This is a genomic window from Paenibacillus helianthi (assembly GCF_001909055.1).
Lineage (GTDB): Bacteria > Bacillota > Bacilli > Paenibacillales > Paenibacillaceae > Paenibacillus_AQ > Paenibacillus_AQ helianthi.
Genome location: NZ_LVWI01000117.1, coordinates 1 through 2,094, shown reverse-complemented (window position 1 = coordinate 2,094; position 2,094 = coordinate 1). Strand labels below are relative to the sequence as shown.

The 2,094-nt window shown below is 51.3% G+C and carries 2 tRNA genes and 3 rRNA genes; all 5 read left to right on the top strand.

Going from position 1 to position 2,094, the window contains the following annotated elements:
- Positions 1 to 168 (top strand): 16S ribosomal RNA (locus A3844_RS31615); the annotation flags it as partial.
- A 122-nt stretch (positions 169 to 290) separates the two neighbouring features.
- Positions 291 to 407, top strand: a 5S ribosomal RNA gene (gene rrf, locus A3844_RS31610).
- Positions 408 to 453: 46 nt separating this feature from the next.
- Positions 454 to 530: transfer RNA gene (locus tag A3844_RS31605), tRNA-Ile, on the top strand.
- Between the two features lie 21 nt (positions 531 to 551).
- Positions 552 to 627, top strand: a tRNA-Ala gene (locus A3844_RS31600).
- Positions 628 to 875: 248 nt separating this feature from the next.
- Positions 876 to 2,094, top strand: a 23S ribosomal RNA gene (locus tag A3844_RS33265); the annotation flags it as partial.

Here is a 2,094-nt window from a genome sequence, read left to right as displayed (position 1 = left end):
ACGTTCCCGGGTCTTGTACACACCGCCCGTCACACCACGAGAGTTTACAACACCCGAAGTCGGTGGGGTAACCCGCAAGGGGGCCAGCCGCCGAAGGTGGGGTAGATGATTGGGGTGAAGTCGTAACAAGGTAGCCGTATCGGAAGGTGCGGCTGGATCACCTCCTTTCTATGGAGAATCGTTTCCTGCAACGGAAACATTCAAATCGGAAGCTTGACTTCCACTAGAACCCTTGGGTTCGAACACTCACTCGTGTTCAGTTTTGAAAGAGCAAGTCTCTTTCGTATGCGTTTGGTGGCGATAGCGGAGGGGTTCCACACGTACCCATCCCGAACACGACCGTTAAGTCCTCCAGCGCCGATGGTACTTGGACCGAAGGGTCCTGGGAGAGTAGGACGCTGCCAAGCGGACAACCAATCCTTTGGTTGATTCAAAATGTTATATATGTTATATGGGCTTTTAGCTCAGTTGGTTAGAGCGCACCTCTGATAAGGGTGAGGTCGGTGGTTCGAGTCCACCAAGGCCCACCATATAACATTATATCCCTTTATGGGGCCATAGCTCAGCTGGGAGAGCGCCTGCCTTGCAAGCAGGAGGTCAGCGGTTCGATCCCGCTTGGCTCCACCAAAATGTTTTACATGAAATAGTATAATGTAGTACCTTGATCCTTGAAAACTGGATACCGAAACGAAAATGCGTTTTAGAACATCTTTTAGCTGAAACTTGTGTAAACAAGTTGAAATAGTTATTAGTATGCTGAAAGCGAAGGTTTTCGATTGTGAAGCGACCTTTGGCTTTAAACAGACAAGCGAACGGATTCATCCGGGAGCGCTGTTTAAAACAAGATGAGCGAACAAGCGAAACACCGGAGCGATGGTTAAGCTAATAAGAGCACACGGAGGATGCCTAGGCGCCAGGAGCCGACGAAGGACGTGGCGAACAACGAAACTGCCTCGGGGAGCTGTAAGCAAGCTTTGATCCGGGGGTGTCCGAATGGGGAAACCCAGCTGTGGTAATTCGCAGTTACTCATACCTGAATACATAGGGTATGTAGAGGCAGACCAGGGGAACTGAAACATCTAAGTACCCTGAGGAAGAGAAAACAATAGTGATTCCGTCAGTAGCGGCGAGCGAACGCGGAACAGCCTAAACCAAGGGGCTTGCCCCTTGGGGTTGTGGGACGTCTCACATGGAGTTACAAAGGAATATGGTAGGTGAAGAGGTCTGGAAAGGCCCGCGATAGAGGTAAAAGCCCTGTAACCTAAACTGTGTTCTCTCCGAGACGGATCCCGAGTAGTGCGGGGCACGTGAAACCCCGTATGAATCCAGCAGGACCATCTGCTAAGGCTAAATACTACCTGGCGACCGATAGTGAAACAGTACCGTGAGGGAAAGGTGAAAAGCACCCCGGAAGGGGAGTGAAATAGAACCTGAAACCGTGTGCTTACAAAAAGTCAGAGCCCGTTTTAGGGGTGATGGCGTGCCTTTTGTAGAATGAACCGGCGAGTTACGTTTAACATGCAAGGTTAAGGTGAGAAGCCGGAGCCGCAGCGAAAGCGAGTCTGAATAGGGCGACTAAGTATGTGGACGTAGACCCGAAACCGTGTGATCTACCCCTGTCCAGGGTGAAGGTGCGGTAACACGCACTGGAGGCCCGAACCCACGCATGTTGAAAAATGCGGGGATGAGGTGGGGGTAGCGGAGAAATTCCAATCGAACTCGGAGATAGCTGGTTCTCCCCGAAATAGCTTTAGGGCTAGCCTCGGTGAATGGAGTGGTGGAGGTAGAGCACTGATTGGGTGCGGGGCCCGCAAGGGTTACCAAGCTCAGTCAAACTCCGAATGCCATTAACTTCTTGCCGGGAGTCAGACAGTGAGTGCTAAGATCCATTGTCAAAAGGGAAACAGCCCAGACCATCAGCTAAGGTCCCCAAGTGTGTGTTAAGTGGGAAAGGATGTGGAGTTGCACAGACAACCAGGATGTTGGCTTAGAAGCAGCCACCATTGAAAGAGTGCGTAATAGCTCACTGGTCGAGTGACTCTGCGCCGAAAATGTAACGGGGCTAAACACACCACCGAAGCTATGGCTAGATGC